The 16827-nt window shown below is 71.7% G+C and carries 14 protein-coding genes and 1 pseudogene; 11 read left to right on the top strand and 4 right to left on the bottom strand.

Translation table 11 applies throughout. From position 1 onward, the window contains the following. Positions 1-7: 7 nt before the first annotated feature. Entirely contained in the window at positions 8-805 is a 798-nt protein-coding gene (locus tag OTB20_RS09110) for an MHYT domain-containing protein (RefSeq protein WP_267816229.1), read from the bottom strand. Positions 806-973: 168 nt separating this feature from the next. Between OTB20_RS09110 and OTB20_RS09105 the strand changes: the two genes are divergently transcribed. Continuing rightward, a complete protein-coding gene (locus OTB20_RS09105; protein ID WP_267816227.1) occupies positions 974-1645 on the top strand; it encodes a class I SAM-dependent methyltransferase in 672 nt (223 codons plus the stop codon). 355 nt (positions 1646-2000) lie between these two features. Beyond that, the gene (locus OTB20_RS09100) at positions 2001-2789 is read left to right on the top strand and encodes a hypothetical protein (protein ID WP_267816225.1); all 789 of its coding nucleotides are present in this window, start codon (positions 2001-2003) and stop codon (positions 2787-2789) included. Positions 2790-2914: 125 nt separating this feature from the next. Here the strand turns inward: OTB20_RS09100 and OTB20_RS09095 are convergent, their stop codons facing one another. Both OTB20_RS09095 and OTB20_RS09090 read right to left on the bottom strand, forming a co-directional pair. After that, positions 2915-3478: an MOSC domain-containing protein gene (locus OTB20_RS09095; RefSeq protein ID WP_267816223.1), complete on the bottom strand. Its 564-nt coding sequence runs from the start codon at positions 3476-3478 to the stop codon at positions 2915-2917. Between the two features lie 20 nt (positions 3479-3498). Next, complete coding sequence (locus OTB20_RS09090; RefSeq protein ID WP_267757303.1) at positions 3499-3681, bottom strand: hypothetical protein; 183 nt, start codon at positions 3679-3681, stop codon at positions 3499-3501. A 264-nt stretch (positions 3682-3945) separates the two neighbouring features. Here OTB20_RS09090 and OTB20_RS09085 point away from each other — a divergent pair, with 264 nt between their 5' ends. From OTB20_RS09085 to OTB20_RS09045, 9 genes and pseudogenes are all read left to right on the top strand, one after another. Next, entirely contained in the window at positions 3946-6930 is a 2985-nt protein-coding gene (locus tag OTB20_RS09085; RefSeq protein WP_267816221.1) for a DEAD/DEAH box helicase, read from the top strand. Then, entirely contained in the window at positions 6927-8210 is a 1284-nt protein-coding gene (locus tag OTB20_RS09080; RefSeq protein WP_267816219.1) for an SWF or SNF family helicase, read from the top strand. Before OTB20_RS09085 ends, OTB20_RS09080 begins: the two co-directional genes overlap by 4 nt. A gap of 7 nt (positions 8211-8217) precedes the next feature. Next, positions 8218-8817: a hypothetical protein gene (locus OTB20_RS09075; protein WP_267816217.1), complete on the top strand. Its 600-nt coding sequence runs from the start codon at positions 8218-8220 to the stop codon at positions 8815-8817. 373 nt (positions 8818-9190) lie between these two features. Further along, positions 9191-9616: pseudogene (locus tag OTB20_RS09070) on the top strand (GNAT family N-acetyltransferase); the annotation flags it as partial. Between the two features lie 201 nt (positions 9617-9817). Continuing rightward, positions 9818-11209, top strand: coding sequence for a GAF domain-containing protein (locus tag OTB20_RS09065; protein WP_267816327.1), 1392 nt, complete (start codon positions 9818-9820; stop codon positions 11207-11209). Between the two features lie 55 nt (positions 11210-11264). Continuing rightward, positions 11265-12788, top strand: coding sequence for an aldehyde dehydrogenase family protein (locus OTB20_RS09060; protein ID WP_267816215.1), 1524 nt, complete (start codon positions 11265-11267; stop codon positions 12786-12788). 274 nt (positions 12789-13062) lie between these two features. Next, positions 13063-13440, top strand: a complete 378-nt coding sequence (locus OTB20_RS09055) for an FKBP-type peptidyl-prolyl cis-trans isomerase (protein ID WP_324290352.1) — start codon at positions 13063-13065, stop codon at positions 13438-13440. Between the two features lie 255 nt (positions 13441-13695). Then, positions 13696-15201 carry a DUF4246 domain-containing protein gene (locus tag OTB20_RS09050; RefSeq protein ID WP_267816213.1) on the top strand — a complete coding sequence of 502 codons (1506 nt, stop codon included), beginning with the start codon at positions 13696-13698 and terminating at the stop codon, positions 15199-15201. Between the two features lie 81 nt (positions 15202-15282). Then, positions 15283-15489 carry a DUF1269 domain-containing protein gene (locus tag OTB20_RS09045; RefSeq protein ID WP_267816211.1) on the top strand — a complete coding sequence of 69 codons (207 nt, stop codon included), beginning with the start codon at positions 15283-15285 and terminating at the stop codon, positions 15487-15489. Here OTB20_RS09045 and OTB20_RS09040 read toward each other — a convergent pair. Further along, on the bottom strand, positions 15486-16823 hold the full coding sequence (locus OTB20_RS09040) for a M1 family metallopeptidase (RefSeq protein WP_267816209.1): 1338 nt from the start codon (positions 16821-16823) through the stop codon (positions 15486-15488). The two genes, OTB20_RS09045 and OTB20_RS09040, sit on opposite strands and share 4 nt — an antisense overlap. Between the last annotated feature and the right edge of the window lie 4 nt (positions 16824-16827).

The following is a 16827-nucleotide window of genomic DNA, read 5'->3' as shown; positions in this document are numbered from 1 at the left end:
TTCCGGCTCAGCCCGCGGGGGCTGTGGCGCCCTGCTCTCCCAGGCGCAGGTCGGCGGAGGCCACGGCGGAAGCCGCCCGTTCGTCGGCGGTCGGCGAGAGGGCGACGAACGCCGAGGTGATGAAGAGGTAGGAGCCGAGGCCGACGGCGAGCGGGAAGATGAACTGCATGGCGGTGACGCCCGGCAGGGCCGTGTCCGAAGGGGTGACCGCGACGGAGACCGCGAACATGCCGGTGTAATGCATGCTGGTGACGGCGCCGCCCATGACGAGCGAGGCGACGGCGACGGCCATCGGGGACTTGATGCTGAGGGCCGCCCACAGGGCGGCCGTGGCCGCGACGACCGCGATGGCGACGGAGAGCCCGACCGTCAGCGGCTCGTAGGAGACCGAGCCGTGCAGGCGCAGGGCCGCCATGCCGAGGTAGTGCATGCTCGCGACGCCGAGTCCGGTGGTGAGGCCGCCGAGGACGAGGGCCCGGCCGCGGTCCTTTCCGTAGCCGACGGCGAAGACTCCGGCGCCGACGACGATCATCGCGACGAGCAGACTGAGAATGGTCAGTGGCACGTTGAAGCGGACCTCGGTACCGGCGACGTGGAAGCCGAGCATCGCGACGAAGTGCATCGTCCAGATCCCGGTTCCGATGGCCGAGGCCGCTGTGAGGAGCCAGTTGCGGCGAGAGGCTCCGGTCGTCGCGGCGAGCGCGCGAACGGTGCAGCGCAGGCCGAGGGCGGCGCCGATCGAAGCCATCACGTATGACAGCGCGGGGGTAAGCCAGCCATAGGCGGCGTGGTCCAGGTGTCCCATGGCCTCGGGACGCTAGTCCGGGTGAGGGCACGAACACGGGGCGCATTTCGAAAGCCACTGGAACTGCTGGAATATGACAGAGCTACGTTCATCTTCGATCACACCACGTATCACCTTGCACACGTTCCGCAGGCATGTGCCGGAGCCGCGGTGCGGGATCATGGGCACATGAGCGAAGACCGTACGCAGGACCACACCCAGGACCAGTCCGGGGGCAAGAGGCGCGGCCGGCCCCAGGACCAGACCCGGGACCGCGGCCACGTCCAGGAGTTCTTCGGGGCTCGCGCGGCCGGCTGGGACCGCAAATTCCCTGGGGACGGGCACGCCTTCGCGACCGCCGTGGGCGAGTTCGGACTGCGCCCCGGGGACCGGGTGCTCGACGCCGGCTGCGGAACCGGACGGGCCCTGACCGCGCTCCGCGCGGCCGTCGGCCCGTCGGGAACGGTGCTCGGCGCCGATGTCACCCCGCAGATGCTGGCCGCCGCGCTCGAGGCCGGCCGGGACGCGGAGGGGGCCCTGCTGCTGGCGGACGTGGCACGGCTGCCGCTGCGCGACGGAGCACTGGACGCGGTATTCGCAGCCGGTCTCATCGCCCATCTGCCCGACCCCGGGGCCAACTTGCGCGAGCTCGCCCGAGTGGTCCGCCCGGGCGGCAGGCTCGCACTGTTCCACCCGATCGGCCGCGCTGCCCTCGCGGCGCGCCACGGCCGCGAACTGACCCCGGACGACATGCGCGCCAAGCCCAACCTCGGCCCGCTGCTGGCCGGTTCGGGATGGCAGATGACCTCGTACGCCGACGAGGACACCCGCTTCCTCGCACTGGCGGTCCGCACTCTTTGACCAACGGATCTTCTACGTCGGCCACTCGCCCGGGGCTCGCGGGCCCTTGGGACCGGACGAAGCCCCGGGGGAAACCCGTAGGTGGCGGGGAGCCGGTGGAAGGCGGGGAGCCGGTGGACGGCGCGGAAGCCGGTGGACGGCGCGGAAGCCCTCGGCCGGCTCGAAGCCTCCTCGGCCGGATTCGAGCCCGGAGACCACCCCCAGCCCGGCTCGGCCCGGGGCCGCGGCGCCCCTCTGTGGCGGTGACCGGACCTACGCGCAGGTGGCGGGCGTGGAAATCGGCTCCCGTGGGCTCTCGACGCGGCGGTTACTCGCTGGTTAGGGTGCGCCGACGAGAGAACGACCGGGAGGTCACGTGTCCGAAGAGGAGGACGGCGGTTCGCTGTACGTGCTGACAGCCGTGCTGCTGACCCCCGCGCAGTTCCCGAGCATCCTGGGTGACGACTACCCGGAGGCCTGCTCGCTGCTGGGCGTGCCGCCGGCGGCCGCCGGGTACGGGCTGGTGCTGGGGCAGGACGAGGAGGGCGCGCGCTGGACGGTCGTGGTCGACGACGTCTCGCTGGTGGCCATGGCCATCGCCTCGTGGGACTGCGGGATGGAGTACGACCTGTCCCCCGACGAACGGTCCATCGTGGTCTCCCTCGCGGGCTGGCCGCTGATGCTCGCGGTGGCCACGGCGGGGATCCCCGATCCGCACGATCCCGAGCAGGGCGCGGACGGCACCGGGCGGGTGCCGCTGGCTCCGCCGTCGGCCGAGGCCTGGGGTTCGGTGCAGCGTCGGATGGGCGCCGACCAGATAGCCCGGGAGTGGGCCGACTGGAGCGAGCGCGTGGCCACGGACGGCGGGGCCGCGGCCGCCGCGCACCCGGGGCTGGCGCGGGCCCTGGCGGAGGCTCTGGGGTACACGAAGAACCCGCCGCCGCCCGGCAGGGTGCGGTCGTCCTTCGCAGGGGACGAGGCCCGGGCGCTGCGCGTCGACGGGCCCGGGTGGTCGATGGTGGCCCGCACCGGCGGGGCCGCCTTCGTCCTGCTGGACGAGGAACCGAGCGAGGTGCTGACCGTACCGACGGAGGCGCACGGAGACATGCCGGAGCGGGCCGAACTCCTGGCGGCACTGGACCGGATCGCCGTGCGGCCTGCCTGAGCGGGGGCTCCCACGGGGTGCGGCGCCTGGGCGAGCCCGGCCGAGTGCGGTGCCCGGGTGGACCCCGGCCAGGTTGGTGCCCGGGTGGGCCCGGCCGGGTCTAGCCGGGCCGGGCTCCGGCTGGGTCAGACCCGGTCGAGGGCGATGTGCGGGGTCGGGGGGAGCGTGACCTCGATGGTGTCGCCGGGGCGGATGGTGCCGCCCTGATGGACCACGCCCATGATTCCGGCCTTGCGCAGCAGGTTGCCCTCGATGTCGCGGCTCACGACCTGCTTGAGCAGCCCGTGCTGGAAGTTGTCGATCTGCAGGCACGGATTGCGCAGACCGGTCACCTCGACCACCGCGTCCTCACCGAGGCGCAGCAGGGTGCCGACGGGCAGGCCGAGCAGGTCTATGCCTTCCGTGGTGACGTTCTCCCCGAGCTGGCCCGGCTCGACCTGGTGGCCCGCACCGGCCACCTCCTCGAAGAGCTCCCGGTGGATCAGGTGCACCTGCCGGAGATTCGGCTGTGTGGGGTCCTGAGCCACCCGGGAACGGTGCTTGACCGTGACCCCCGCATGGACGTCTCCCTCCACCCCCAGCCCTTCGAGGAGCGTGATGCTCTCGCGCGTGGGCTTCGTGAACGAATAGACCTCGTTGCTGCTGACCGCCGCGACCCGCGCCCCGCCGGCCGTACTCGCCGTGCTCATGACTGACCCCCCAGCCGCTGTCAGCGGCCGATCTGCTTCCTGGACATCCCCCGCAGCCTACGACGCTGGGAGGAGTCCAACAGCAGGTAGGCGGCCACGGGGACACCGATCAGGACCAGAAGCCCTGCCCAGAATCCGACCGCCCAGAACAGCACGATGGCTGCCGCCACTCCGGCAACCGCGATCTTTCCGCTCGTGGACATCTGCGGCACCTCTTTCTCCGTCGGCCACTACCCCGCACAACGCCCGCTCCCGCTCTCGCGTTCCCGATCACATCCGCGATCCCGATCCCGACCCCCATCGCGATCCCGATCCCGATCCTCATCGCGATCCCGAGTCCGATCCCGATCGCCATCCCGAGAGCAGCCGGCACCGTGATCCGGGTCACGGTGTCGCCGCGGGCCTAGGCAGCCGCGGATGGGTTACTCTCGGCCACCCTGCATCCGGTAGTCAAGTTTGAGGAATGCGTGCTCCCGACTATCTCCGGCCTCATCCCCTGCTCCGCCGTCTTCCTCCCCGCCGAACCGGCCCGCGACGGCCGGATCGCCTTCTGGAGTGCGGATCCGGACGCGGACATCCACCTCGACGGCCTCGACGGCGTGGGCGCCGCAGAGGAACTCACCGTCGTCACGCCCGACCTGCGGCGTGCCACGGTGACGGCCCGCGTCCTGCCCCTCGCCGAGGCCCTGCCGCTGCTCACCCGGGTCCGGGCCGCCTCCTCCGCCGGAGCCGCGCCCTTCTGGGGCGCCGCCGCCCTGCTGGCGCTGCGTTTCGCCGCCCGCGGGCTTCTGCTGCCCGGGCTCAGCCCCGCCGGGTACGACGCATGGCGGCTCGGGCCGCTGGACGCCGCCGACCTGGAGGAGGTCCGGGACCTGGCGGCGGCCATGCCGCCCGACGCACACTGCGTACCCGTCGACGCCCGCGACGGCTACGCAGCCAGCGGCGGCAGCGGCAACGGCAACGGCAACGGCAACGGCAACGGCGGCAACGACAGCCTCGGCGGGGATCGCGAAGCCGCCGCCCCGCCGAGGCTGCCCGCCCCGGAGACGCTGTTGCGCGCCTTCCTCGACGCCGTCGCCGACACCCTGCCCCGCTCCCCCGCCGCACCCGCCGCCGTCGGCGGCTCCGCCTACGCCGCCCGCCCGGCCCGGCTCCACCCCGAGCTGCGCGACTGGGCCGCGGAGATCGCCGCCGGCCACGACGCCGGGGTGCGCGTCTCGCTCCGCATCGAGGTCGACCCGGACGCCGAACCCCCTGTCTTCCGCGCCGTCCTGCAGATGCACGGCCTCGCCGACGCCACCCTCGTCGCGGACGCCGCCGATGTCTGGGCCGGCTCCGGACCCGCCGCGGCCGCCTTCCCGCCCCGCGCCCGCCTGGACGCGCTCCGGGCCCTGCGCCGCGCCGCCCGCCTGTGGTCGCCGCTCAGCCCGCTGCTCACCGCCGCCGTCCCCGACGCGGTGGAACTCGCCGACGAGGAGGTCGCGGAGCTGCTCGGGGAGGCCGCAGGCGCCCTGGCCGCCCACGGGGTGCTGGTGCACTGGCCGCGCGGGCTCGCCCGTACGCTCACCGCCCGGGCCGTCGTGGGCCGCCCCGCCACCGGACCCGCCCTGCCCGGCCTGCTCTCCGTCGGCGCCGCGCACCCCGTCGGCCGGCGCTACGCCCTCGGCGACCAGGGCGACCTGACCGCCGAGGAGCTGAACCGGCTCGCCGAGGCGAAGCGGCCCCTGGTCCGGCTGCGTGACCAGTGGGTCCTGATCGATCCGGCCCAGGCCCGCCGGGCCCGGGACCTCGCCCGCCAGGACCTCGAGGTGACGGCCGCCGACGCGCTGGCCGCCGTACTGACCGGCTCGGCGGAGCTCGACGGTACGCGGTACGACGTAGAGGCCACCGGTCCGCTGGCACAGCTCCGCACGGTCCTCACCGCCGACCCGGAGCGAGTTGGCCCGGAGCAAGCCGACCCCGAGCACGGCCTCCCGGAACACGCCGATGTGCAGGCCCCGGACGCCCTCCACGCCACCCTGCGCGACTACCAGCTCCGCGGCCTGCGCTGGCTCGACCGCCTCACCGCGCTCGGCTTCGGCGCCTGCCTCGCCGACGACATGGGCCTCGGCAAGACGGTCACGCTGATCGCCCTGCACCTCCACCGTCAGGAGCACAGGCATCAGGGCCCGACGCTGGTGGTCTGCCCGGCCTCACTGCTGGGCAACTGGCAGCGGGAGATCGAGAAGTTCGCCCCCGGCACACCCGTGCGCCGCTTCCACGGCGCGGGCCGCAGCCTCGAGGAGACGACCGGGGGATTCGTCCTCACCACCTACGGCACCATGCGCCTGGACGCGCCCCGGCTCGCCGCCGTCCGCTGGGGCATGGTCGTCGCCGACGAGGCCCAGCACGTCAAGAATCCGCGCTCCTCGACCGCCAAGGCCCTGCGCACCATCCACTCGGACGCCCGCGTGGCCCTCACCGGTACCCCGGTCGAAAACAACCTGTCCGAGCTCTGGGCCGTCCTCGACTGGACCACGCCCGGCCTCCTCGGCCGCCTCGGCACGTTCCGCACTCGCTACGCCGAGCCGGTCGAAAGCGGCCGCGACCCGCGCGCGGCGGCCCGACTGGGCGCGCTGGTGAGGCCGTTCCTGCTGCGCCGCAAGAAGTCCGATCCCGGGATCGCGCCCGAACTGCCGCCGAAGACGGAGACCGACCACGCCGTCTCCCTGACCCCCGAACAAGCCGGGCTGTACGAGGCGGTCGTGCGCGAGACCCTCGCCGCGATCGCCGGGGCGGACGGAATGGAGCGCCGAGGGCTCGTCGTCAAACTGCTGACCTCGCTCAAGCAGATCTGCAACCATCCCGCGCAGTATCTGGGCAGGGACGAAGCCGCGGAACACGGCGTGAGGGGCAACGCCGGAGCGGCCTCCGGCAAGCTGGAGCTCCTCGACGAGCTGCTCGACACGATCCTGGCCGAGGGCGGCTCGGTCCTGGTGTTCTCGCAGTACGTGACGATGGCCCGGCTCCTCGAACGCCACCTCGCCGCACGCGGCATCGCCTCCCAACTGCTCCACGGAGGCACGCCCGTGCCCCGCCGCGAGGAACTCGTGGACCGCTTCCAGGCCGGCGAAGTACCCGTGTTCCTGCTCTCCCTCAAAGCAGCGGGCACCGGCCTCAACCTCACCCGCGCCGCCCACGTCATCCACTACGACCGCTGGTGGAACCCCGCCGTCGAAGAACAGGCCACCGACCGCGCCTACCGCATCGGCCAGACCCAGCCCGTCCAAGTCCACCGCATCATCGCCGAAGGCACCGTCGAAGACCGGATCGCCGAAATGCTCGAGGCCAAGCGCGCCCTGGCCGACGCCGTGCTCACGGGCGGCGAGACGGCACTGACCGAACTGAGCGACGCGGAGCTGGCCGAACTCGTCGCGCTCCGCCCGACCGGCCCCGGGGAGCGACACGGATGAACGAGAAGGACCCGTACGAGAAGGGCCCGTACGAGAAGACCTTCCCCCCGCTCCCGCCCACTCCGGGCCGCGGCTTCGCCGGTACCTGGTGGGGCCATGCCTGGCTGCGCGCCCTGGAGGACAGTGCGCTCGACGGGCAGCAGGTCAAGCAGGGCCGGCGGTACGCGCGTTCGGGCGCGGTCGGAGCCGTGTCCGTACGGCCGGGCCGGCTGACGGCCGTGGTGCGCGACCCGGACGGGACGGCGCACCGGACCGACGTCCTGGTGCAGGAGTTCACCGAAGCGCAATGGGATCGGCTGCTCGGGCTGGCGGCCGCCGAGTCCGGCCACATCGCGGCGCTGCTCGAGCGGGAGGTACCGCCGGAGCTCGCGGAGGACGCGGCGGCGGCCGGGGTGGAGCTGCTGCCCGGGATCGGGGACCTGGACCCGCGCTGCGACTGCGGCGAGTGGGACCACTGCCCGCACACGGCGGCGCTCTGCTACCAGGTGGCGCGGCTGCTGGACCAGGACCCCTTCGTGTTGCTGCTGCTGCGCGGGCGCGCGGAGCCCGCGCTGCTGTCCGAGCTGGAGGAGCGCAGCACGGAAGCGGAAGCTCCGCAATCCCCCGCCGAGGTCGGTGTCCCCGCGTCCGAGGTCTACGCGGCGGCATCCGCCCTGCCCCCGCTGCCTCCGCCCGCGCGGCTACCGGACGCGCCGGGGCAGCCTCCGACGCTGGACACGGAGACGGGGACGGAGCCGCCGGGCCTGGATGTGGACGGAGTGGAGTTCCTGGCGCAGGCGGCCGCGTCGCAGGCGTACCTGCTGCTCGCGGAGGCGCTCGCTCCGGCCCACGCGGAGCGCGCCCCGCAGCCCGGGCCCACGGTGGCGCAAGACGCCGTACGGCTCATGGCGGAGGCCCATGACCTTCGGGTCCGCTCCCGCCTGTCGGCGGCTACCGACAGGAACCGGGCTGCCATGGACCGGGCCGTACTCGCCTGGGGCTTCGGCGGGGCCCCGGCCGTCGCGGTACTGGAGGAGGACTGGACCCCGGACCGGGCGTCCCTCGCCCGGGCCCGGGCCTCACTGGCGTCGGCCTGGCCCGACGGGGCGGACTCCGACACCCCCGCCCCGGTGTTCCGCCGGATCCGCGCCCGCTGGACGCAGCCGGCCGGCGACCGCCAGCTCCGCCTGGGCGGCGACGGCCGCTGGTGGCCGTACCGCCGCGCGGCGGGCCACTGGCTCCCGGCGGGCCCACCGTCCACGGACCCGGCGGCTGCGCTGGCCGCGCTGGAGACGACCTAGGAGAGACATGCCCCGCGCGCGATTCACCGAATTCGACTTCGGCCTGACCAGGCTGGCGGGAGCCTTCCACCAGGACTGGCGCCATTCCGGGGAGCCCGAGGACGTGGTCCTCGAAACCGTGCACTCCAGGGAGACGGTCGCGGCGCTGGAGCGTGACGTCTCACTGATGATCGGCTCGGTACTGAGCGACGGGCAGATCAAGCTGCTCTGGACGGCGGCGACGGGCGGGGACTACCGGTTCGGACCATCCGAGTCCGGCCGGGACTTGCTCCGCCGCTTCCTGCAGGTCAGCCATGACCGGCAGCGCACCCACGGGAGCGTGCCGCCCGAGACCGACCAGGAGTGGGATGCGCCGCTGCTGCGGGACAGGGTGCTGCGGGCCGTCGAGGCGGCACCGTTCTCGGTGGAACTGCGGGAGGTGCTCGCCGTCTGCGTGCGGACGCTCTCGGCGGAGCTGGCGTTCCGGCTGCTGCTGCGGTTGCATCTCGCGGCCTTCGCCCGCATCGCTCCGGCGGCCTGGGTGGAGTACCAGAAGCTCGGTGGCGCGTTCGCGCTCGGCGAGTTCGCGATCGGCGATCTCGAGTTCCTCGTCGACGACGGGAGTTAGCAGGGACCGCTGCGCGCGTGGAGGAAGGAGCCGCCCTGAGTCTTCGGCGGTTCGCATGAGGCCGGGTGGGTGTCCTCCTGGCCGCGACAACCACATCGTCGAAGTCGGCGCGAGGACCGTCCCACCGCCACCCGAGCTGGACACCCTGCTCGAAACGGTCACGGCCGCGACCGAAGACCTCGCCCGGGAATCCCCGACGCCCGCGGTGAAGGCAGCCCGTCGAGTCGAAGCCATCGCACAGCGCACCGGCCACGGACCGAGCGAGCAACGCCCGCGAGGAGAACGGGCAACGGGCGTCGTGACATGCGGTTCCCGCACCCGGGCCGCAGCTTGAGGAACCCGTGCATGCGACAACCCGCACGCATACGGCCCCGTGACGGCCTCCGCCGGACGGCGGGGTTGTTCTCGTAACCACCACATCGAGGTGCGGCCGATCGAGCCGGGCCAGTTGGACGCACTGCTGGAACTGTGCGGCGAGCACGCCGCGTACGAGAAGGCGGACTTCCGCGAGAACGGCCAGGTCGAACGCTGGCGGGCGGCCCTGTTCGCGAACCCGCCGGCACTGCACGGCTGGGCGGCGACGGACGCCGGGAAGCCCTGCGGATTCATGACCGCCACCACCGATTTCGCCACCTGGGGCGCCGAACGGTTCGCCTACATGGACTGCCTCTACATCCAGGACGGGTATCGCGGGGCCGGGATCGGCCGCCTGCTCCTCGAGCGGCTGCGGGAGTTCGCCCGCGCCCTGGAGTGCGGCTGGGCCGAATGGCAGACGCCCCCCGACAACGAGCTCGGCATCGGCTTCTACCAGTGCATGGCTCAACGTCGGCGCTGGGCTGTCGAAGGACGGCGCCCCCGCGACTGCGGCACCCGCCTTTCGAACCGGGCGCGGCCATGTGGATCAGGCCGGGCCCGCACTGGCCGACGTACCGCTTGTCGAGGCGGCGGGCCGGGACGACGATGGGGCGCTCCGGGTACCAAGGCACCGCGAGAGGGCGACATGGACGATCCTTCGGTGGCTCTGCCGGGTGGGGCCGACCCCGCCCGGCGGACGCGGGAACTACGGCGGGCCCACGCCGCGTTCACCCAGGACGGGCGGGTCGAGCCCCCGGTGCGGGCGGTCATCGCGCGGTCCTGGCGGCGCTGTGCCCGGGCCCGGGTCAGCCCGGAGTGCGTGCCCCGGGTGGAGCTGGCCGGGGCGGAACTGCGGTCCTACCGGGAGCAGCATCCGCTGGCCCGGGTGCTCCCGCTGTTCCGGGACCTCGTGGGTGCCTTCGCCTCGGACGGGGCCCATCTGCTGGCGGTGTGCGACGCGCGGGGCAGCCTGCTCTGGGTGGAGGGCGAACCTTCCACTATGCGGCGCGCGGAGGGCCTCGGCTTCGTACCGGGTGCCCGCTGGGCGGAAACGGCGATGGGCACGAACGCCCCCGGCACCGCGGTCGCGGTCGGGGAGCCGGTCCAGGTCTTCGGCGCGGAGCACTTCAGCCGGAGGGTGCACCCGTGGACCTGCGCGGCGGCTCCGGTCCGTGATCCGCGCACCGGAAGGCTGCTCGGCGCCGTCGATGTCACCGGGGGCGACTGGCTGGCCCATCCGCACTCGCTCGGCTTCGTGCGGGCGGTGGCTTGCGCTGCGGAGGCCCGGCTCGCGCTGCTCGATCCGGCGCCCCCGGCAGCCGGGGACCGTCTCACCGCGCTGGGCCGCGACGAGGCGCTGCTGACCGGAGGTGGCCGTGAGGTGCGGCTCGGGCGGCGGCACAGCGAGATCATGGCGTTGCTCGCGCACCACCCCGAGGGGTTGTCGGGGGAGGAACTGGCGATCGCCCTGTACGAGGACGAGTCGGTGTCACCGGTGACCCTGCGCGCCGAAATGTCGCGGCTGCGGGGCCTGTTGGGCCACCAGGCCCCGCTCTCCCGCCCCTACCGCACAGCCGCGCCCATGGAGGCCGACTTCGCCGCCGTCACCCGCCACCTGGCCTCGGGCGCCGTCTCGGCGGCGCTGGCCCGCTACCCGGGCCCGCTGCTGCCCGCGTCCACCGCGCCCGGCGTCGCCCGCCTCCGGCGCCTCATCGAGGAGCAGGCCCGGGCCGCCGTGATCGCCCGGGCCGACCCGGGGCTGCTGACCGACTGGGTGTGCAGCCCGTGGGGCGCGGAGGACGCCGAAGTCTGGCGGGCCCTGGCGGCCGTGCTCCCGTCTGCCGGCCGGATCGCCGCGCTGGCCCGCGTACGGGCCATCGACACGGAACTCGGAGCGCCGCCGGGGGACTTGCCGCGCGCCGGGCGGGTGCACACCGCCCGGGAGGACGGGACGGCTCGCGGCAGCGCCAACGCGGCGCCGCACCCGGCCGGTTCTCCGCGCGGCCGTGCAACGTACCGGCAACCTGCCCGCCCCTAGCGTCACGGCGAGCACCGGCCGACGACGGCCGGTGCCCGGCAAGGGGAGGACCGTCATGGCCCGTTACGCTGCGCCCGGTACCGAAGGCGCACTCATGTCCTACGCGTCCCGCTACGGTCATTTCATCGGCGGCGAGCACGTCGGGCCCGCGCTCGGCGGGTACTTCGCCAACCCCTCCCCCGTGACCGGCGAGACCTTCACGGAGGTCGCGCGCGGCACGGCCGAGGACGTCGAGCGCGCACTGGACGCGGCGCACGCCGCCGCGCCCGCGTGGGGGCGCACCTCGGCCACCGAGCGTTCCACGATCCTGCTGCGCATCGCGGACCGGATGGAGCGGAACCTGGAGGCGCTCGCGGTCGCGGAGACCTGGGAGAACGGCAAACCGATCCGCGAGACGCTGGCCGCCGACATTCCGCTCGCCGTCGACCAGTTCCGCTACTTCGCGGGTGCGCTGCGCGCCCAGGAGGGGGCCCTCAGCCAGATCGACGACGATACGGTGGCCTATCACTTCCACGAGCCGCTGGGCGTGGTCGCCCAGATCATCCCGTGGAACTTCCCCATCCTGATGGCGGTGTGGAAGCTGGCGCCGGCCCTGGCCGCGGGCAACACGGTGGTACTGAAACCTGCCGAGCAGACCCCGGTGTCGGTGCACTACCTGATGAGTCTGATCGCCGACCTGCTGCCGCCGGGCGTGGTGAACATCGTCAACGGCTTCGGCGAGGAGGCCGGCAAGCCGCTCGCGTCCAGTCCGCGCGTCGCGAAGGTGGCCTTCACCGGGGAGACCTCCACCGGGCGGCTGATCATGCAGTACGCCGCGGAGTATCTCAAGCCGGTCACCCTGGAGCTGGGCGGCAAGAGTCCCAACCTCTTCTTCGACGACATCTGGACCGCTGACGACGATCTGCGGGACAAGGCCCTCGAAGGGTTCACGATGTTCGCCCTCAACCAGGGCGAGGTGTGCACCAGCCCCTCCCGCGCCCTGATCCAGCACGGCCGCTACGGGGACTTCCTCGACGCGGCCGTGGCCCGCACCGAACTGATCGTGCCGGGGCATCCGTTGGACACGGAGACGATGATCGGCGCGCAGGCCTCGGCAGAGCAGTTGAAGAAGGTCCTGTCGTACGTGGAGATCGGCCGGCAGGAGGGCGCGAAGATCCTCACCGGCGGGGAGCGCGTGGAACACGGCGGGGAACTGGCGGGCGGGTTCTACGTCCAGCCGACCGTCTTCGAGGGCGACAACCGCATGCGGATCTTCCAGGAGGAGATCTTCGGCCCGGTGGTGTCGGTGACCTCCTTCCAGGACTTCGACGACGCCGTGCGCATCGCGAACGACACGGCGTACGGCCTGGGCGCCGGCGTCTGGACCCGCGACGTCAACACGGCCTACCGGGCGGGCCGCGCGATCCAGGCGGGCCGGATCTGGACGAACTGCTACCACGCCTACCCCGCGCACGCGGCCTTCGGCGGCTACAAGCAGTCGGGCATCGGCCGCGAGACCCACAAGATGATGCTGGAGCACTACCAGCAGACGAAGAACCTGCTCGTCAGCTACTCGCCGAAGAAGCTCGGCTTCTTCTAGGACGTCCCTTCCCAAGGCGTGATCGTTCGTGAAACCGTTCGTACCGGACCTCATCGAGCGACTTGCGCCGTACGAGTTGCAGGTCCTGTTCCGGCAGGGCTCGCCATGGCGATACCGAAGACGGAGCACGCCCAGTGACGCCGCGCCGTGCTCCGTGGGGTTTGATGTACTTCAGTCGGTCGGCCTTCTCGGTAGCGTGATCATCTACTGCATGGAGTGACCATGCGCCCGGCTGGTCTGTACGAGGGATTCCGCGGAGAGCAATGAGGCTGCGATGAGTGAACTGACCAAGCCCGAGGTCGAACTTCCGGCCGGCGATGCTCCCGAGGAGCTGACAATCCGGGACCTCGTCGTCGGGGACGGGCCCGAGGCGAAGCCGGGCAGGGTTGTCCGGGTTCACTACGTCGGGGTCACCTTCGAGTCCGGATTGGAGTTCGACGCTTCCTGGGACCGGGGTCAGCCGTTCAAGTTCGCCGTGGGCGGTGGCAGGGTCATCAAGGGCTGGGACCGGGGACTCAGGGGGATGAAGGTCGGCGGTCGACGCGAGATCATCGTCCCCCCGCGCCTCGGCTACGGCAATCAGTCCCCCTCGCCGTTGATCCCGGCGGGTTCCACGCTCGTCTTCGTGGTGGACTTGCTCTCCGTAGTCTGAGGAAGCCTGCGTCGGCTACGAGCAGTCGGGCATCGGCCGCGAGACCCACAAGAGCCATTCGAATCCGGATGGGCGGGCTGAGCTGATGCAAGAGCCGTCCGCCGTGTCGGCCATGTCGGCCATGTAAGGACGGGGCCGACGGTGGCCTCGTCGGGCGAACCTCCCGGACCGTCGATGACGGGGAGCACGGCTGCGGTGTCAGCACGCTGAAGTATCCTTCCCGCCACCGCACATCTACTGGGAGGACCTAGAGAATTGACCGGCCTGTCTGCTTTCCCGCTGCCTTTTCACGCATCCCGTTCCATATCGTTCGCGACACCCCGAACACTGCGGGAACTCCAGATGATGCAGTGCAGCTCACACATTCGGGCGAAGCCTGATTGGTTCGTCAAGATGAACGATGCCGAGGTCGTCGCCAGGTGGACACAAGAGGCGGTGGCCCAGGGCCTCACCGAAGCACAGGTTCGCTACGTGCTTGCCGAACTCGTGCATTACGCCGCGCTGCGCGACGGACAAACCGGTGTCGAGGTGTCCGCCGTCGACGGCGTATGGCACTCGGACGCACTGGTCGACGACAAGCTCAGTGACCGGCTGCGCGAGGCGGTTCAGGTTCTGGAACAGGTCCCCGAAGCAGAACGGGACTGGCATCCCGGATCCGACGGCCAGGTATTGGATCTGGTTCATCCCTCACTGTTCTGCCTGGTGAGAGAGGTGAGCGGCGGGCCCGAGGGGGCTTGGAAGAACCCGACGGACCGCTATTCGAAGTACGAGTTCTCGGAGAAATTCCAGTGGCTACCCACGGACGTCGACGTCAGTGACGACGGCGATGTCGCCTTCCGTTCGTACGTAAACAACGTCCACCCCGAGATTCATCGCGAACTGGTGTCCGTCTTGCAGGACTTGCTCGCAGGAATGCGCCCGCTACTGGAGAACGTACTCACCGATCTGCGCCACCCCCGGCCCCTGCGGATCGAGGTCAATCCCTACGGGTGGTACGACTCGGAGCCGGAGCACCCGAACAAATCCGACTACAGTGACGATGCCTACGAAGCCGCCGTTCACGCCTGGGAACAGGCCCAGGACCAATGGTGGGAGGACCGCCGCCCCGTCGTCCCGGACGCCCCGGCCTTCACTCCGCCCGAACTGCCCGACGCGTCCGGCCGAGTCGACCTGCGCGGCCGTCGTCTCCAGGTCATCGTCAAGCTCGCCACCATTCATCTCACCCCGGACAAGCCCGAGTACCACGGCGGTTCCTGGCACGTCGAGGGGATGGTGAACGAGCGGATCGTCTCGACCGGCATCTACTACTGGGACAGCGAGAACATCACCGAAAGCCGGCTGAGTTTCCGGGCGGCGCTCGATGACCCCAACTACGAGCAGAACGACGACAACGGAATGCGTGAGGTCTACGGCCTGGAGAACGAAGACGCACTGAACCAGATACTGGGATCGGCATCGACCCCAGCGGGCCGCTGCCTGGCTTTCCCGAACATCCTGCAACACCGCGTCGGCTCGTTCCGCCTCAAGGACTCCACCCGCCCGGGCCATCGCAAGATTCTCGCCTTCTTCCTGGTCGACCCGTCGGAAAAGATCGTCTCGACATCCGATGTGCCACCGCAGCAGCCGTGGTCCGAGACCTCGACCATGACGCTCGCCCAGGCAAAGGACTTCCGCGAACAGCTCATGCAGGAACGCAAGTTCTTCGTTGCCGAACACAACGAGCAGCTCTACGAACGAGAATTCTCCCTCTGCGAGCACTGAACCGCAGCCATCCTGCATACGCGCAGGTCAGGATGGTGCAGATGGCCGGCGGGCGCGCTGCAGAAGGAACAGCTGATACAGGTGCACGACGCGGCGCTCGGCGCGGCCGTGGGCGCGGCCGTGGGCGCCCTCGGTGGATCGCTGGCCGACGTCGGCATCCACGACCAGTTCATCGAGGACGTGAAGTCCGAGGTCAAGCCCGGAACTTCCGCCCTGTCCCGACGAAACACTCGTCGCAGCATCCGTCGGCGTCACCTGCCCCTGATCGTCACCGGCCGGAACGCCTAGAGCGCCCCGGCCGGCGCGGGCAGCGGCGGCAGGGCCGGCTCGGCCAGCCAGGCCGAGAACAGGTCCTCCAGCGGTTCGCTCGCGTACCGGGCCGCGTGCGCGGTGAAACCGGCCGTGGTGACCACACCGTGGCGGTGCACGGAGGCCCACTCCCGCAGCATGCGGAAGAAGGGGCCGTCCCCCAGTGCGCAGCGGACCGCGTGCACGGCGAGGCCGCCCCGCTGGTACAGGCGGTCGTCGAACATCAGCTTGCGTCCCGGATCGGCCAGCAGGAGGTCCTGCGGCTGCGCCGACAGCAGGCGGTGCGCGGCGGCCGCCAGTTCGTGCGCGGTGCGGCCGCCGGAGCGCTCCGACCAGAGCCATTCCGCGTACTTCGCGAAGCCCTCGTTGAGCCAGATGTGCCGCCAGTCGGCGATGGTCACGCTGTTGCCGAACCACTGGTGCGCGAGCTCGTGGGCGATGAGCCGCTCAGAGCCGCGTACGCCGTCCAGGTGGTTGGCGCCGAACAGCGAGAGGCCCTGCGCCTCCACCGGTACGTCCAGCTCCTCGTCGGCGACGACCACCGCGTACTCCCCGAAGGGGTAGGGGCCGAAGAGCTCCTCGAACAGCTGCATCATGGCGGGCTGCCGCGCGAAGTCGCGGGAGAAGCGGGGCAGCAGGTGCGCCGGTACGTGGGCGCTCTGCGGAACGCCGCCGAGCCCGGGGTCGCCGAGCAGCACCGTCTGGTACATGCCGATGGACAGCCCGACCAGGTAGCTGGAGGTCGGCGCCGGCTGCTCGTACACCCAGGTCGTTGTGGAGGCCCTGGTCGTCCGCGTGAGCAGCCGGCCGCCGGCCACGACCGTGTAGGCGGAGGGGGTGTTGACCGAGATCTGGTACGAGGCCTTGTCCGCGGGCCGGTCGTTGCACGGGTACCAGGAGGGGGCGCCGACCGGCTGGCTGGCCACCAGCGCGCCGTCGGTCAGCTCCTCCCAGCCGAGGCCGCCCCAGGGGCTGCGTACCGGTGTGGGGTTGCCCGCCCAGTGCACCTCCACGGTGAAGGCGGCGCCGGCGGAGAGCGGCTTGGGCGGCCGGATGCGGAGCTTGCCGCCACGGTGGGTGTAGTGCGGCGCCCGGCCGTTCACCAGGACCCGGCCTATTTTGAACTCGGCCAGGTTGAGGTGGAACTCGGTGAGCGGCGCCCGCCCGGCGATCGCGCTGAGCCGGGCCGTCCCGGCGAGCCGGTTGGGTCCGGGACGGTACTCCAGGGCGAGCTCGTACCGGTGCACGCGGTAGCGGTGGTCGCCGTTGGCCGGAAAGTACGGGTCCGATACCGCTGTCTTCTGGCCGCTCACTGCC

It is taken from the genome of Streptomyces sp. H27-H1, assembly GCF_026627445.1.
GTDB lineage: Bacteria > Actinomycetota > Actinomycetes > Streptomycetales > Streptomycetaceae > Streptomyces.
This window is presented reverse-complemented; position numbering and strand designations above follow the sequence as displayed.